This window comes from Pseudomonas sp. NPDC088885 (assembly GCF_044750025.1).
Taxonomy (GTDB): domain Bacteria; phylum Pseudomonadota; class Gammaproteobacteria; order Pseudomonadales; family Pseudomonadaceae; genus Aquipseudomonas; species Aquipseudomonas rustica.
The window spans coordinates 82,658-100,004 of the sequence record NZ_JBIVJB010000007.1 but is presented as its reverse complement, the minus strand read 5'-3'; the positions used below and the strand labels follow the sequence as shown (position 1 = coordinate 100,004).

The following is a 17,347-nucleotide window of genomic DNA, read 5'->3' as shown; positions in this document are numbered from 1 at the left end:
AGCGTGCCGCAGCTCCTACAGGACTTTTGACCTTCCTCACGCCTGAATTTGATACCGCGCGCTGTGCTTATGCCATTCCTGGTTGCCCGCAATCCACGTGGTCAAACCTGTCAGGTAACGCCGCACTAAAGGGTCGGCGTCTTTCAGTAGCCGTTGTTCCAGCGCCACGTATTCGCGCATGACCGCATCATGAATATCCGCAGTTTTGTCGATGGCTTCCTGCAGCGAGCAGTCATGTTTGGCCGCCAGCAAGTAGGGCAGTTTGAAATCGCCCGTTTCGTTGAGGTGCTCTTTGTAAGCGGAATACAAGTCGTTGAGCAGCGTGGTGGCGAGGGACGCCAGTGCGCAAACGCGTTGCATCTCTGGTTTGGCGTAGACATTGGCCGGCACCTCATAGCCGCCGATGGGATCGATCAGCACCTGACAAGGCCAGAAGCTGTTGACCTGCCGGCTGGCCAGATATTCGGCGATGGTTGGCTTTGTGCCATAGAGACGCCATGGCCCCTCGGCCGCCATGGCGACAAACATGGCGATGGTGATTTGTCGCACGCGGGCGACCTGCGAGGGTGTGGAGAAATGGGCGACCCGCTTCATGTACGCGAGCAATCCTCTCAACACGGGATCGTTCCTTTGCTGTTGCAGGAGTTCTTTTTTGTAGGGGGGAGGCAAGTAGACCGGGTCTATTCCGGTGACGGCAAATGACAACTTCTCGGCGACTTTTTCGGGGCAGCCACCCAACGATTGATCGTCGCAATAATGATCGTCCACCGCGAACAACGCCGCGAAACATTGCGCTGCCAGTAGCAATCTGTCGGGATCATCGGTGTCTGCATGACACAACATTGCGTAGCGCCCAAAGTCGCTCGCGCGAATTTTTTCCTGTTTGCCGGCAAAGATACCTATGCGCTTTATCCATGCCATCAGGCGCTTGTTGACGTCCCGGCCCAGCGCTTCATCAATGCGTGTCGGGGGGGGGCAAACAAGTGTGCGGACAACAAAGGGCGGTACGGCGGCGCGCGATTGAGCTGTGTTGGTGGGCTGATTCATGGCGAACTCCTTCGGCGGTGGAAGCGATCAGTCGTTGTCATTGAGCAGCGTTTATAAAAGCGCTTTTTGCCCGAGAAGCGCACCTGTCAGACCTGACAGGTGCGCACGGTTTTGCGACGAATGGTCGAGGTGCCAACGGCGCTCGGCATGAACTGCAAAGCCTTCACATTCCACCAACAATTCCCCACTTCCACGCCACCCAACCCTATGGCAACTTGACGGCCCTTGATGAGGCTGTAACCGATGGCAAACCCCTACCGCGAATTGTTCAACGCCCCCGGCGCACGAAATTTTGTCTTGGCCGGGATGATCGCGCGCATGCCGATTTCCATGACGGGCATCGGCGTGATCACCATGCTTTCGCAGTTGAAGGGTGGTTATGCGCTGGCCGGTGGCGTGGCGGCGACGTTTGCCTTGGCCACGGCGTTTTGCGCGCCGCAGGTGTCGCGGCTGGTCGACCGTTTTGGTCAGCGGCGGATTCTTCCGGTGTCGGCGTTGATCGGTGGCGGGGCGCTTTTGCTGTTGTTGCTGTGCACGCGGTTGCAGGCGCCGGTCTGGACGCTGTTTGTGTTTGCCGCGCTGGCCGGTTGCATGCCGAGCATGTCGGCGATGGTGCGGGCGCGCTGGACTGAGATTTATCGTGGACAGCCGCAATTGCAGACGGCGTACGCGCTGGAATCGGTGCTGGATGAGGTGTGTTTTATCGTCGGCCCGCCGCTTTCAGTTGGTCTGTGCGTCGCGGTCTTCCCGGAGGCCGGGCCTTTGGGCGTTGTTGGCGCTGGCGATTGGTGTGACCGCATTCGTGGCTCAGCGCAGCACTGAACCGGCGGTGCATCCGCGTGAGTCGCAGCATCAGGGTTCGATCATTCGCTCGACCGACATTCAATTGTTGCTGGCGCTGATGATCGCCATGGGCATCATCGTCGGCGTGGTCGATGTGGTCAGCGTCGCGTTTGCCCAGCAGCAGGGGCAGCCGGCGGCGGCGAGCATTGTCTTGTCGGTGTACGCGATTGGCTCGTGCATGGCCGGCATCGCGTTTGGTGCGATGCGCTCGAAACTGCCGCTGCCACGCTTGTTTTTGTACGGCGGGGTGGCGACGGCGGTGACGACGTTGCCGCTGTTATTGGCGAGCAATATCGTCGGGCTGGCCATGGCGGTGTTTGTTGCTGGTTTGTTTTTCGCGCCGACATTGATTGTGGCGATGGCCCTGGTTGAACGCATCGTGCCGCCGGCCAAGTTGACCGAAGGCCTGACGTGGCTGGTGACGGGGTTGAGTATCGGCGTGGCGATTGGTGCGGCGGGCTCGGGGGCGTTGGTCGATGCGTTTGGCGCGCGCAGCGGGTTCTGGCTGGCGATTGCGGCGGGCGCAGTGGTGCTGGGTTCGGCGGTGCAGAGTTACCGCCACCTTAAATAACCCCGCGATCTCTGGATGGTTGGGGGAGCCTTTGTGGCGAGGGGATTTATCCCCGTTGGGCTGCGCAGCAGCCCCGAAGTCAGAGTGCTCGGTACTTCTGGAAAAATGAGTTGCATGGATTAGGGGCTGCTTCGCAGCCCAACGGGGCGGTGCGACGTTTCGATAAATCCCCTCGCCACAAGTACGGTGTAAGAGGCGTGGATTGTTGGGTTACCACCCCCGCCCCGAATTCACCCAGAAATTCACCGACAACGACGTCGATACCGACTCCACCTGATGGAACCAGCCCTCCGGCAAGAACAGCAAATCCCCAGCCTCCAGCGTCACCCGCAAAAACGTCACGTCGCGCGCCTTGGGGAAGCGCTGATAGTCCGGCGCATCCGGGTTGAAATCGCAACCATCGAGTCCACCCTCCGGTGCTGTCGACCACGTGCCCAGGGCTTCACGGTGATGCGGCGCGGCGAGGGTGAAGGTCTTCTGCCCCCAGACCTGCGCGAACAAATTATCGGTGTCGTCGCGGTGCAGCGGCGTCAGTGTGCCCTTGGGCCCGATCCAGATTCGCGGCGGAATAAACAGCGGCGTATCGAAGTAGGCCGGGTACTTGATCTGCTGCATCAACGCCGCCGGCAAGATGTTGTTGCCCATGTAGGCGGGCGGCTCACCGTCCGCACCTTTGCCCGCCGGACTGTCCAGCGAAGCGATGAAATCGGCCATCGACGTCGAACGAAAATCCCGTTCGGTGGAGAAAGTTTTCTTCACGTAATCGCCATGGCGGGTGATGCCTTGCAGCTCGGCGAAATGCACCAGCGATTCTTCGCGGCTGAGTTTGAACAGCGGCCAGTCGTGCAATGCGTTGCTGATCACCACGGGAATGCCGTGGGGCAAATAACGGCTTTTGAACTCAGTCACCGATAGCTCCTCGCGCGCACGCCGTTCGACGTTGACCTGGGTCGGCAGGCTGGCGGTGAGCTTTTCACTGAAGCGCGGCGGCGTCGGGTAGCGCTTGTTCATGTCGACTTTTTCAGCGACCGCACCGCCACCGTTTCGAGCATGGTCGATGATCTGCGGCAGCATCGTCGCCAGCCCCATGTTGCCGCCAATCTTCAGGCGACCGCTGGCGAACAGCTCTTCGACGTTGGCCATGCCGACCATGATCCCGAGGAAATCCTGTTCAGCGACTTCGATGGTCACGTCCGGGCTCGCATGGCGGCCTGCCTCGGTGCGGCTGCTGGCCTTGACCTCAGACCAATAAGCCAGCTGCGGGCTAAAAACGAATTGGAAAACACCTTCAATACCGACGGCGCCGGCATTGGCGAACAGTTTGCTCAGGATGCTCTGCAGATCCACGGTGAATCCTCGTTATTGGTTTTATCTGAACGGTTAACGAGCACCTGTGTGGGCGATTTAGCCGGCGTCGACTAATTTGCCCGGGCAGTCAACCGTTTCTCTCTACAGACGAATTTTTTTGAGGGAAGTGTGGTGACCCAGCTGACTTTGCTGTGCCTGCCGTATTCCGGTGCCAGTGCGATGGTCTATAGCCGCTGGCGACCGAAGTTGCCGCAATGGCTGCAGCTCAAACCGGTGGAGCTGCCGGGGCGTGGTGCGCGCTTTGACGAGCCGCTGCAGACCGATATGCGCGCCTTGGCGATGCAATTGGCCAGGGAGTTACAGCCAACATTGAAGACGCCTTATGCGTTGTTCGGTCATAGCCTCGGTGCGTTGCTGGCCTGTGAGATGGCCCATGCACTGCGGGCCCTGGGTTGCCCTGAGCCGGTGGCGTTGTTCGCGTCCGGCACGGCGGCGCCGACCCAGCGCGCCGATTACGATCGTGGCTTTGCCATCGCCAAGACCGACGCCGAACTGATCGAGCAACTGCGCACGCTCAATGGCACCAGCGAAGAAGTGCTGGCCAATGACGAGTTGATGAGCCTGACCCTGCCGATCCTGCGCGCCGATTTTCTGCTGTGCGGCAAATTCGAGCCGCAGCAACGCCCACTGCTCAACTGCCCGGTGCACGTGCTCGGCGGCAAGGCTGACCGCGCAACTACTGAACAATTGATCGGCTGGAGCAAGGAAACCTCGGGCAGTTTCTCGGTGGACATGCTCGCCGGCGGGCACTTTTTCATCCATGAGCACGAAGCCAAAGTGCTCAAGGTGATCAAAGACCAGCTCGACATACACCATCGCCGCCACGCCATGGCCGCGACTGCCTGACACCATTCCTGTAGGAGCTGCGGCACGCTGCGATCTTTTGATTTTAAAGATCAAGATCAAAAGATCGCAGCGTGCCGCAGCTCCTACAGGAGCGGTCTGAAATCTCCGCTGTACCTCCCGCCTGATAGTTGTTCTCAATCGCTAATTTTTCCGGTCTGCATTCGTTTTATAGGGACGACGTGCCTTTGTGCTGCCTGCCTACTGATCCGGATGCCAAGAAATGAATGCAGAAGACTCCCTGAAACTCGCTCGCCGGTTTATCGGGTTGCCCCTGGAAAAGCGCCAGATGTTCCTTGCTGCCTTGCAGAGGGAAGGGGTGGATTTTTCGCGGTTTCCGATTCCGGCCGGGGTCGAGGCCGAGGATCGGCAGGCACTGTCTTATGCCCAGCAACGCATGTGGTTTCTCTGGCATCTGGATCCGCAGAGCGGCGCGTACAACCTGCCGGCGGCGGTGCGCCTGAGCGGGCGGCTGAATCAGCCGGCGCTGGAGCAAGCGTTCGCCAGCCTGATCGAGCGCCATGAAACCTTGCGCACGGTGTTCCAGCAGCAGCCCGATGACAGCCTGCTGCAAGTGCCGCTGCAACAACCGCTGGAGATCCAGCGCGTCGACCTCAGCGATTTACCCGCTGCCGAACGTGAATTACGCGTAGCTGCAGCAGCCGAAGAGCAATCGCTGCTGCCGTTCGATCTCGCCAACGGCCCACTGCTGCGCGTGCGTCTGTTGCATCTGGCCGAGCAGGAACACGTGCTGCTGCTGACCCTGCACCACATTGTTTCCGACGGCTGGTCGATGAACGTGTTGATCGACGAATTCTGCCGCTTCTATGACGCCCATGATCAGGGGCAAGTGGCCGAGCTGCCGCCGATGCCGGTGCAGTACAGCGATTACGCGCTGTGGCAGCGGCGTTGGCTGGAGGCGGGAGAGCAGCAGCGTCAACTCGATTACTGGCTGGCGCAAATGGGTGACGAGCATCCGGTGCTGGAGCTGCCGCTCGACCGTCCGCGCCCAGTCTTGCCGAGCAATCGCGGCCGTCGCCATGAGCACGTAGTGGAGGCTGCGCTGGTCGAGCAATTGCGCGGCGTCGCCCGACAGCATGGCATCACGCTGTTCATGCTGTTGCTCGGCACCTTCAATATTCTGCTGCACCGTTACACCGGGCAGACCGACCTGCGCGTCGGTGTGCCCATCGCCAATCGCAATCGCCGCGAGATCGAAGGCCTGATCGGATTCTTCGTCAACACTCAGGTGCTGCGCGTGCAACTGGATGGCCAGACACCATTCGCGGATCTGCTCAGCGCGCTCAAGGAAACCGCGCTCGGTGCTCAGGCGCATCAGGATCTGCCGTTCGAACGGCTGGTCGAGGCGCTGAAACTGGAACGCAGCCTGAGTTACAACCCACTGTTCCAGGTGATGTACAACCACCAGCCGGAAGTCGCTGACGTCACCACCCTCAAGGTCGGCAGCGGTCTGGAACTCGGCGTGATCGAATGGGAAAGCCGCAGCACCCAGTTCGACCTGAGCCTGGACACCTACGAAAAGGGCGGCCAGTTGCACGCTGCGTTCACCTACGCCAGCGACCTGTTCGACGGCACAACCATCGAACGCATGGCGCGGCACTGGACACATCTGCTGCACAGCATCGTCAGCGATCCACAACAGCGGGTTGGCGAGATCGGTTTGCTGCAAGCGCAGGAGCTTGAGCAACTGACACAGGACTGGGGTCGTCACGACACAACATGGCCGAGCGAGCGCCCGGTGCATGAGCTGTTCGAAGCGCAGGCCGCGCAAACACCTGATGCCATCGCGCTGATTTTCGACGGTCAGCAACTCACTTATGCACAGCTCAACGCCCGCGCCAATCGTTTGTCTCGCACATTGCTGGCGCAGGGCGTCGGCCCGGAAGTGCTGGTCGGCGTTGCGGTTGATCGCGGGCTGGAGCTGATCGTTGCCATTGTCGCCGTGCTCAAGGCTGGCGGCGCGTATGTGCCGCTGGATCCGCAATACCCGCGCGACCGCTTGCTGTGCATGATCGAAGACAGCGGCAGTCGTTTGCTGCTGACGCAAAGCCATTTACTCGAGCGTCTGCCGGTGCCGCACAACGTGCGCAGCCTGTGCCTCGATCAAGCCGAAGCGTGGGAATTTACCGACGACAGCAATCCGCAACGCGCGGTGTGGGCGGATAACCTCGCCTATGTGATGTTCACGTCCGGCTCCACCGGCCGCCCTAAAGGCGTCGGTATCAGCCACGGTGCACTGAGCAAACACGCCTTCGCTTCGCAGCATTACTACGCCTTGAGCGCCGCCGATTGCGCGCTGCAATTTGCCACGTTCAACTTCGATGCCTTCGGCGAGCAACTGTTTGGCCCGCTGACCTGCGGCGCCTCGGTGGTGCTGCGCGGCAACGAAGTCTGGGACAGCGAAACCCTGTACCGGAATATCGTCGCGCACGGCATCACGGTCATGGACTTGACCACTGCCTACTGGAACATGATTGCCAAGGAATTCGCCGCCGCCGGCCCGCGTGATTACGCCGCGCTGCGTCAGGTTCACAGCGGTGGTGAAGCAATGCCGCCGGAAGGTGTGCAGGCCTGGCGCCTGGCAGGGCTGGAGCACGTCAAGTTGCTCAACACCTACGGCCCGACTGAGGCCACCGTCACCGCAACCACGCTAGATTGCAGCGATTACGTGTTCGGTCGTCAGCCGTTGCCGCTGACCATGCCGATAGGTCAGCCATTGCCGGGACGTCATGCCTATCTGCTGGATGCCGACGCTCAGCCGACGCCGATTGGCGTGGTCGGTGAACTGCTGATTGGCGGTGAGTTGCTGGCACGAGGTTACTTCCAGCGCGCGGATCTGACCGCTGAACGTTTTATCCCCGATCCGTTTTCCACTAACGGCGCACGTCTTTACCGCACCGGCGACCTTGCGCGTTTTAACGCCAATGGCCAGATCGAATACGTTGGCCGGGTGGACCATCAAGTAAAAATCCGTGGCTTCCGTATCGAATTGGGCGAAGTCGAAGCGCGCCTGTTAGAACTCGATGCCGTCAAAGAAGCCGTGGTGCTGGCGGTGCAGGGTGGCAGCAGCCTGCAACTGGTGGCGTACGTGGTGCCGAAAGACACCGCTGTGGTTGCCGCTTCACCCGAAGCCCAAGGCGCTGCGCGCGAAGCGATCAAAGCGCAACTCAAGGACAGCCTGCCGGATTACATGGTGCCGACGCAGCTGTTGTTCCTCGGTGCATTGCCGCTGAGTCCCAACGGCAAACTCGATCGCAAAGCACTGCCGGCGCCGGACGCCAGCCAGATGCAGCAAGCGTTTGTCGCGCCGCGCAGTGCGCTGGAACAGAAAATCGCAGCCATCTGGCAGGACGTGCTCAAGCTCGAACAGGTCGGCCTGACCGACAACTTCTTCGAGTTGGGCGGTGACTCGATCATCTCGATTCAAGTGGTCAGCCGTTCGCGTCAGGCCGGGATTCATTTCAGCCCGCGCGACCTGTTCCAGCATCAGACCGTGCAAGGTCTGGCCAGCGTCGCCCAGCAAGGCAACGTCGCTGTAAGCATCGATCAAGGCCCGGTCAGCGGTGAGTTGTCGTTGCTGCCGATCCAGCAGACGTTCTTCGCCGAAGACATTCCTCAGCGTCACCACTGGAACCAGGCAGTGCTGCTGCGCAGTCATCAAGTTCTGGATGCCGAGGCGCTGTTGCAAGCGCTGAATGCCTTACTGGTGCAGCACGATGCTTTGCGGTCGCGCTTCGTCGAAAGCGCTGAGGGTTGGCGTGCAGAAGTGGCGCCGGTCGCGGTGGATCCTGTGCTGCTGTGGACGGCTGACCGTCTCGACGCTGATGATCTGCAAGCGCTATACGCCAAGGCCCAGCAAAGCCTGAACCTGCAAAACGGCCCGCTGTTGCGCGCGGTACTGGCGACCGTCGCCGATGGCAGTCAGCGTCTATTGCTGGCCGTGCATCACTTGGCGGTAGACGGTGTTTCGTGGCGGATTTTGCTCGAAGATTTGCAACAGGCTTATCAGCAAACAGTGCAAGGCAAGAGCATCAAACTGCCGGCCAAAACCAGTTCGTACAAGGCTTGGGGCGAGCATCTGCAAGCCTATGCCGCGACTGACGCGGTGCAGGCCGAGTTGCGTTTCTGGCAGCAACAACTCGACGGCGCGGCACTGGATCTGCCGTGCGACAACCCGCAGGGCAGTCTGCAAAGTCGCCACGCTCAGGTGCTGCACAGTCGCCTCGACAAAACTTTCACCCAACAACTGCTGCAACAGGCGCCGGCGGCTTATCGCACGCAGGTCAACGACCTGTTGCTGACGGCGCTGGCGCGGGTGATCTGCCGCTGGAGCGGGCACGCCGACACGCTGATTCAACTGGAAGGTCACGGTCGCGAAGACCTGTTCGACGACGTCGATCTGACCTGCACCGTCGGCTGGTTCACCAGCCTGTTCCCGGTGCGCCTGACCCCGGCGGATTCGCTGGCGGACGCGATCAAGCAGATCAAGGAACAATTGCGCGCGATCCCCAACAAGGGCATCGGTTTTGGCGTGCTGCGTTACCTCGGCGACGACGCGGCGCAAGCCTCGCTCAAAGCGCTGCCGCTGCCGCGCATTACCTTCAACTACCTCGGCCAGTTCGACGGCAGTTTCGATGCCGAGGAGGGCGCACTGTTCAGTCCGGCCGGTGAGCGCGCCGGGCTGGAGCAAAGTCTCGATGCGCCGCTGGACAACTGGCTGGGCGTCGAAGGCCAGGTGTACGACGGTGAACTCGACCTGCGCTGGACGTTCAGCCGCGAGCAGTTCAACGAGGCGACCGTCGCCCGTCTGGCCGACGAATACAGCGCTGAATTGCAAGCGCTGATCAGCCATTGCTGCCTGCCGGAAACCATGGGCATCACGCCGTCGGACTTCCCGTTGGCGCACATCGCTCAGGCACAACTGGATGCGATCGCAGTGCCGGCCGCCGGCATCGAAGACATTTATCCGCTGTCGCCGATGCAGCAGGGCATGCTGTTCCACACCTTGTACGAACAGGGCACCGGCGCCTACATCAACCAGCTCTGCGTCGATGTCGACGGCCTCGACCCCGAGCGTTTTCGTGCGGCGTGGCAAGCGACCATGGACGCCCACGACATCCTGCGCAGCGGTTTTATCTGGCAGGGTGAATTGCAGGAACAACTGCAGATCATCCATCGCCGCCTCGAGTTGCCGTACGCCTTGCTCGACTGGCGCGCACGCCCTGACATCGCGCAGGCACTCAAGGATTTCACTGCCGCCGATCTGGCGCAGGGCTTCGATTTGACCGCGGCCGGCCTGCTGCGCGTAACGCTGATTCAAATCGCCGATCAGCGTCATCACCTGATCTTCACCAACCACCACATTCTCATGGACGGTTGGAGCAGCGCGCAGATGCTCGGCGAAGTGCTGCAGCGTTATGCCGGCCAGCAACCGCCGCGTCCGCTAAGCCGTTACGCCGATTACATCCAGTGGCTGCAACGTCAGGACGGCGCCGTCAGTGAAGCGTTCTGGCTGGCGCAACTGGCCGACTTCCACGAACCGACTGTGCTCGCGCAAGCGGCGGCGGGCGGCGGTGAGGTGCGTGCCGAGCGCGGGCATGCGCTCAAGCATTACTCACTCGACGCAGCGCGTACGCAACGCCTGAACGAGTTTGCCCGGCAGCAGAAAGTCACCGCCAACACCTTGGTGCAAGCCGCGTGGTTGCTGCTGTTGCAGCGTTACACCGGCAGCGCTTGCGTGGCGTTCGGCACCACCGTCGCCGGACGTCCGGCGGAACTGGTCGGCATCGAGCAGCAAGTCGGTTTGTTCATCAACACCTTGCCGGTGATCGCCGGTTCGCGTCCGGATCAAAGCGTAGCCGCATGGCTGGCGGCGGTGCAGGCGCAGAACCTCAGCCTGCGCGAGTTCGAACACACGCCGCTGGCGAACATTCAGCGTTGGGCCGGGCAGGGCGGCGAGTCGTTGTTCGACACGCTGCTGGTGTTCGAGAACTTCCCGATTTCCGAGGCGCTGCAACACGGCACCGCGCAAGGCGTGGTATTCGGCGAAGTGGCCAACCAGGATCAGACGCACTACCCGCTGACCCTGGGCGTGACACTGGGCGAAACCCTCGCGCTGCACATGAGTTTTGATCAGACGCATTTCAGTGTCACGACTGTCGAGCGTCTCAGCGCGCAACTGCTGCACCTGCTGGAGCAATTCGCCGAATCTGCCGAACGTCGTCTCGGTCAAATAGCCTTGGCAACGGTCGAAGAACACACCCGGCAGATCCTTGAAAACCAACCGCAGGCGTACCCGGTCGAACTCGCCGTGCATCAGCGTTACGCGCGCTTGGCGGCGCAGCAGCCGGATCGCACCGCAGTGATTTTCGACGGCAAGCATTTCAGCTACGGCGACATCGATGCCCGCGCCAACCGTCTCGCCCATGAACTGGTGGCGCGTGGCGTTGGCGCCGAAGTGCGTGTCGGTGTCGCGCTGCCGCGCAGCGAAGGTTTGATTGTCGCGCTGCTGGCGGTGCTCAAGGCCGGCGGCGCTTACGTGCCGCTGGACACCAGTTACCCACGCGAGCGGCTGGCGTATCTGATGGAGGATTCCGGTCTGGCGCTGTTGCTGACCGATTCGCGGGTGACGGCGCAATTGCCGATCGCTGACACCCTGACCGTGCTGGAACTCGATCACCTCGACCTCAGCGCGCACCCGGCGCAGGCACCGATCGTGGCGCTGGATCCGCACAACCTTGCGTACGTGATTTACACCTCGGGTTCCACCGGCAACCCGAAAGGCGTCAGCGTCAGCCACGGCCCGCTGGCCATGCACTGCCTGGCCATCGGTGAGCGCTATGAAATGCGCGACAGCGATTGCGAATTCCATTTCATGTCGTTCGCCTTCGACGGCGCCCACGAGCGCTGGCTGACCAGCCTGACCCACGGCGGCTCGCTGCTGATTCGCGACGACAGCTTGTGGACGCCGGAGCAGACCTACAACGCGATGATCGAGCACGGCGTGACCGTGGTCGCGTTCCCGCCGGTGTACTTGCAACAACTGGCCGAACACGCCGAACGGGTCGGCAATCCGCCCAAGGTGCGTATCTACTGCTTCGGTGGCGATGCGGTACCGAACGCCAGTTTCGAACGGGTCAAGCGGGCGCTGAATCCCGAGTACATCATCAACGGCTACGGCCCGACCGAAACCGTGGTCACGCCGCTGATCTGGAAGGCCGCTCGCGACGAACCGTGCGGCGCCGCGTACGCGCCAATCGGCAGCCGCATCGGTGATCGCAGCGCCTATGTGTTGGACGCTGATCTGAATCTGCTGCCGCAAGGCATGGCCGGTGAGTTGTATCTGGGCGGCAGCGGTGTGGCGCGGGGTTACCTGAACCGCCCGGCGATGACCGCCGAGCGTTTTGTCGCTGACCCGTTGAGCCGTAGCGGCGGCGTGCTGTATCGCACCGGCGACTTGGTGCGCCAGCGCGCTGACGGCACGTTCGACTACCTGGAACGTATCGACAATCAGGTGAAAATCCGTGGCTTCCGCATCGAACTCGGCGAGATCGAAGCCAGTCTGCAAGCCCTTGAAGGCGTGCGCGAAGCGGTGGTTGTGGCGCAGGAAAGCGCCGGCAGCAAACGCTTGGTCGCGTACGTGGTCAGCGACTCGCCGCGCGAAGATTTTGCCGAGCAACTGCGTGAACAACTCAAGGCCACGCTGCCGGCGCACATGGTTCCAGCCTACGTTTTGCGTCTGGAGCGCATGCCGCTGACCCCGAATGGCAAGCTCGATCGCAAGAACCTGCCGAAGCCGGATGTCAGCCAATTGCAGCAAGTCTATGTCGCGCCGCAAAGCGCGCTGGAGCAGCAACTGGCGACGATCTGGCAGGACGTGTTGAAGCTGGAACGCGTCGGCCTCAGCGATAACTTCTTCGAGCTGGGCGGCGATTCGATCATCTCGATTCAAGTGGTCAGCCGCGCTCGTCAGGCCGGTTTGCGCTTCACCCCGAAGGATCTGTTCCAGCATCAGACCATTCAGGCGCTGGCCGCCGTGGTGCAAACCGGCGAGCCGCTGCAACTGATCGATCAACAACCGGTGACCGGTGCAACGGCGCTGCTGCCGATTCATCAATGGTTCTTCGCCCAGCCGATTCCTGATCGTCATCACTGGAACCAGTCGGTGATGCTCAAACCGAACCAGGCACTCGACGCGCAAGTGCTCGAACAAGCACTGGACGCACTGGTAGCGCATCACGACAGCCTGCGTCTGGACTTTGCCGAACAGGCGCAAGGCTGGTCGGCGCAATACCGCGATGTCGCGACGCAAGCGGGCGAAACCGTTTTGTGGCAAGTCGAGGTCGCCGATGTCGCGGCGCTCGAAGCGCTGGGCAATCAGGCTCAGCGCAGCCTGCAATTGAGTGACGGTTCGTTGATTCGCGCGGTGCTGGCAAACCTCGCCGATGGCACTCAACGCTTGTTATTGGTGATTCACCACTTAGTGGTCGATGGCGTGTCGTGGCGGATTCTGTTCGAAGATCTGCAGAGCGCTTATCGGCAGATTCTGGCGGGTGCGACTGTGCAACTGCCGGCCAAAACCAGTGCGGTCAAAGCCTGGGCCGAGGCGCTGCAAGACTACGCCGCGAGTGCGCCGCTGCAGGCCGAACTGGGTTTCTGGCAACAACAACTGCAAGGCGTTTCGACTGAGTTGCCTTGCGACAACCCGCACGCCGGTCAGCAACACGATCAGGCGCAATCGATCCGCACGCAACTGGACAAAGCCCTGACCCGTCAGCTGTTGCAGGAAGCCCCGGCGGCCTACCGCACGCAAGTCAACGACCTGCTGCTGACCGCGCTGGCGCGAGTGATGGTGCGCTGGACCGGCGACGACAGTGTGCTGGTGCAACTGGAAGGTCATGGTCGCGAAGACCTGTTCGACAACGTCGATCTGACCCGCACCGTTGGCTGGTTCACCAGCGTGTTCCCGGCGCGATTGGCGCCGGTCGCCGACCTCGGCGCTTCGCTGAAGCAGATCAAGGAGCAACTGCGTGCGATCCCCAACAAAGGCATCGGTTTCGGTGCCCTCGCGCACCTTGGCGACGCCGCTGCACAGCAAGCGCTGCAAGCCTTGCCGAAACCGCGCCTGACCTTCAACTACCTCGGCCAGTTCGACGGCAGCTTCGATGCCGGCGACGATGCCTTGTTCGTGCCGACCAGCGAATCCGGCGGCGAAGAAGTCAACATGGCCGGCCCGCTGGGCAGCCCGTTGGCGCTGGACGGCAAAGTCTTCGGCGGTGAGCTGGATCTGAGCTGGACGTTCAGCAGCGAGATGTTCCACCCGGCGACGATCCAGCGTCTGGCCAACGATTACCTGCAAGAACTCACCGCACTGATCGCGCATTGCTGCGACAGCGCCAACCGTGGCGTGACGCCGTCGGACTTCCCGCTGGCGACGCTGACGCAGGCGCAACTCGACGTGTTGGTGCAACAGCCGCAGTCCGTCGATGACATCTACCCGCTGTCGCCGATGCAGCAGGGCATGCTGTTCCACACCTTGCTCGAACAGGGCGGTGGCGATTACATCAACCAGATGCGTCTGGACGTCGACGGCGTTGATCCGCAGCGTTTCCGCGCCGCGTGGCAAGCGGTGGTCGATGCGCACGACATTCTGCGCACCGGGTTCTTCTGGCAGGGCGATCTGGATCAACCCGTTCAAGTTGTGCAGCGTCATCTCGACGTACCGTTCCGCGTGCTCGACTGGAGCGCTCAGACTGATCTGGACGCGGCACTGCAAACCCTTGCCGATGACGAGCGCGCACGAGGTCTGGATCTGAGCGCGGTACCGTTGCTGCGTCTGATCTTGGTGCGCATTGCTGCCGATCGTCATCACTTGATCTACACCAACCACCACATCCTGATGGACGGCTGGAGCAGCGCGCAGTTGCTCGGCGAAGTGTTGCAGCATTACAGCGGTGAAACGGTGGCGCGGCCGAGTGGGCGTTATCGCGATTACATTGGTTGGTTGCAGCGTCAGGACGCCGGTGCCGCGCAAGCCTTCTGGCTCGAGCAATTGCGTGAACTGGATGAGCCGGTGCGTCTGGCGCAGGTGTTTGCGGCGCCGACGCAAAACGTCGAGCCTCACGCTTATGCGCAGCATCGGGTGCAGCTGGATTCGGAACAGACTCAGCGTTTGAGCGAATTTGCCCGCGATGCGAAAGTGACGGTCAACACGCTGGTGCAAGCGGCCTGGCTGCTGCTGTTGCAACGTTACATCGGCAAATCCTGCGTGGCGTTCGGCGCGACGGTGTCGGGGCGTCCGGCGGATCTGCTCGGTGTAGAACAGCAGATCGGGCTGTTCATCAACACCTTGCCGGTCATCGCCAGCCCGCGTCCGGAGCAGCGTCTCGGCGACTGGTTGCACGGCGTGCAGGCGCAGAATCTGGCGCTACGCGAGTTCGAACACACTGCGTTGTTCGACATTCAGCGCTGGGCGGGATTGGGCGGTGAGGCGCTGTTCGACACTATTCTGGTGTTCGAGAACTACCCGATTTCCGAGGCGCTGGAACAGAGCTCGCCGCAAGGCCTGCGTTTCGGTGCCGTGGATAATCTGGAGCAAACCAACTATCCGCTGACGCTGTCGGTCAGCCTCGCTGCCGAGCTGGCGGTGCAATTCAGCTATCAATGCGCACAGTTTACGGCCGCTTCGGTCGAGCAGATGGGCCTGCACCTGCAACGTTTGATGCTGCAAATGATCGACGGCAGCGAACGTGCACTGGGTGAATTGAACCTGCTCGACGCCGCCGAAACCGATCAGCAATTGTTGGCGTGGAATGCCAGCGCAGCGCCTTGGCCCGAGTCGCGTTGCATCCACCGGTTGATCGAAACGCGCGCCAGCCAGACGCCTGACGCGACAGCGCTGGTGTTCGGTGAGCAATGCTTGACCTACGCCGAGCTGAATGCGCAGGCCAACCGTCTGGCCCATCGCCTGATTGCCCAAGGGGTTGGCCCGGATCGTCTGGTCGGCATCGCTTTGGAGCGCGGCGTGGAGATGATTGTCGGCTTGCTGGCGATCCTCAAGGCCGGTGGCGCTTACGTGCCGCTGGATCCGCAATACCCGAGCGATCGTTTGGCGCACATGATCGAAGACAGCGGTTTGCAGTTGTTGCTGACTCAGGCGTCGTTGCTGCAAGTGCTGCCAATTCCGGCCGGTGTGCAGACGCTGGTGCCGGGCTCCCTCGAAGAACCGATCAGCGCTGCACAGGCGGCCAATCCGCAGGTGGCGGTCGACGGCGATAACCTCAGCTATGCGATCTACACCTCGGGTTCCACCGGCAAGCCGAAAGGCGTGATGGTGCGCCACGCGGCACTGGTCAATTTTGTCGCGAGCATGGCCCGTGAGCCGGGGCTTGTGGCGACTGACTGCGTGCTGTCGCTGACCACGTTCTCCTTCGATATTTTCGGGCTCGAGTTGTACGGCGCGCTGTTCAGCGGGGCTTGCGTGGTGCTGGTGGACAAGCAGAGTGCGCACGACCCGCAGGCGCTGCTGCAGATCATCGATCAACAGCAGGTCAGCGTGGTTCAGGCGACGCCGTCGACCTGGCGAATGTTGCTTGATCATCCACAGGCTGCGCGGCTTGCAGGGCGCAAATGCCTGTGTGGCGGTGAAGCGCTGGCCGAGGATCTGGCCGCACGTCTGCTTGAGGTCGCCGGGCAAGTCTGGAACCTTTACGGGCCGACGGAAACGACGATCTGGTCAGCGGCTTATCAACTGACGGCCGAGCAACGCCAGCCTTACCTTGGTGGGCCGATTGCCAACACCACGCTGCACATTCTCGGCGAACACTTTGCGCCAAACCCGGCCGGTGTGATCGGTGAATTGCTGATCGGTGGCGATGGTCTTGCGCGGGGTTATCACGAGCGGCCGGCGCTGACCGCCGAGCGCTTCCTGCCCGATCCGTTCGGCAACGGTGCGCGGCTGTATCGCACCGGTGACCTGGCGCGTTATCGCGCTGACGGGGTGATCGAGTACCTCGGGCGCGTTGACCATCAGGTGAAAATTCGGGGCTTCCGCATCGAGCTGGGTGAAATCGAAGCCTGCCTGTTGGCGCAGCCGTCGATTCGCGAAGCTGCGGTGGTGGCGCAGGAAGGGCCGGGTGGCTTGCAACTGGTGGCCTACCTGATTGCGGCGAAGCCACAGGATGCCGAGCCCGCAGCCCTGCGCGACGCGTTGAAATCGGCACTGGCACCGTTACTGCCCGACTACATGATGCCGGCGCACTGGATGCTGCTGGAACGTTTCCCGCTGACCCCCAACGGCAAGCTCGACCGCAAGGCGCTGCCGCTGCCGGACGCCAACCAACTGCTGCGCGCCTACGTGGCGCCGGATGGGGCGCTGGAACACAGCGTCGCCGCCATCTGGCAAGACGTGCTCAAACTCGACCGGGTAGGGCGCGACGACAACTTCTTTGAACTGGGTGGACATTCACTGTTGGCGACTCAGGCCACCGCGCGCCTGCAACTGGAGCAAGGGGCGGCGGTGCCGCTGGATCTGCTGTTCCGCACCGCATCGCTGCGCGAGTACGCCGAGCAACTGGCTGTTCACCTGACCCCTCACTCCAGCGAAGACCTGAGTGAGATGCATGATTTCCTGGCAGACCTGGAGACCCTTTGAAA

4 protein-coding genes and 1 pseudogene are annotated in these 17,347 nt (G+C 61.7%); 3 read left to right on the top strand and 2 right to left on the bottom strand.

What is annotated here, in order from left to right; translation table 11 throughout:
* Positions 1-36: 36 nt before the first annotated feature.
* Positions 37-1,047: a hypothetical protein gene (locus ACIP1X_RS06780; protein ID WP_400750521.1), complete on the bottom strand. Its 1,011-nt coding sequence runs from the start codon at positions 1,045-1,047 to the stop codon at positions 37-39.
* A gap of 243 nt (positions 1,048-1,290) precedes the next feature.
* On the opposite strand from ACIP1X_RS06780, the pseudogene ACIP1X_RS06775 reads away from it, so the two are divergent.
* Positions 1,291-2,461: pseudogene (locus tag ACIP1X_RS06775) on the top strand (MFS transporter).
* Positions 2,462-2,671: 210 nt separating this feature from the next.
* Here the strand turns inward: ACIP1X_RS06775 and ACIP1X_RS06770 are convergent.
* Entirely contained in the window at positions 2,672-3,808 is a 1,137-nt protein-coding gene (locus tag ACIP1X_RS06770; RefSeq protein WP_400750519.1) for a cupin-like domain-containing protein, read from the bottom strand.
* Between the two features lie 132 nt (positions 3,809-3,940).
* On the opposite strand from ACIP1X_RS06770, the gene ACIP1X_RS06765 reads away from it, so the two are divergent.
* Positions 3,941-4,675: an alpha/beta fold hydrolase gene (locus tag ACIP1X_RS06765; protein ID WP_212544378.1), complete on the top strand. Its 735-nt coding sequence runs from the start codon at positions 3,941-3,943 to the stop codon at positions 4,673-4,675.
* 220 nt (positions 4,676-4,895) lie between these two features.
* Positions 4,896-17,345: a non-ribosomal peptide synthase/polyketide synthase gene (locus ACIP1X_RS06760; RefSeq protein ID WP_400750516.1), complete on the top strand. Its 12,450-nt coding sequence runs from the start codon at positions 4,896-4,898 to the stop codon at positions 17,343-17,345.
* The last annotated feature ends 2 nt before the right edge of the window (positions 17,346-17,347 follow it).